This window comes from Labrys sp. F242 (genome assembly GCF_057813875.1).
The window spans coordinates 1-282 of sequence record NZ_JBVASG010000059.1 but is presented as its reverse complement, the minus strand read 5'-3'; the positions used below and the strand labels follow the sequence as shown (position 1 = coordinate 282).

The 282-nt window shown below is 59.2% G+C and carries 1 protein-coding gene; it reads right to left on the bottom strand.

Translation table 11 applies throughout. The features are described 5' to 3' along the window. A partial coding sequence (locus ACZYTC_RS34430) for a hypothetical protein (RefSeq protein WP_488991778.1) occupies nucleotides 1-282 on the bottom strand: 282 nt, incomplete at both ends.

Sequence of the window (282 nt, the reverse complement as noted above, 5' to 3'; positions counted from 1 at the left end):
TAATCGCACATGGCAAGGGCCGCCCGGAACAAGGGCACTCCCATCTGCAGCGAATGATAGAAATTCTTTCTGACCGAAGCGCCATAGGTCTCGATCGGCTCGGGATAATGGGTGCCGTCGAAAATCAGGTCATCGATGTCGTAATAGCTGGGAATGCCGAGTGCCCGGCAGATCGTGATGGCGCGGATGTTCGACGGCAGGGCGGGCAAGCGATAGAAGATGGCCGCACTGGCGCCCGGCATGGCCGTGATGAACTCGTCGACTTCCGCCTGGGTGTAGACC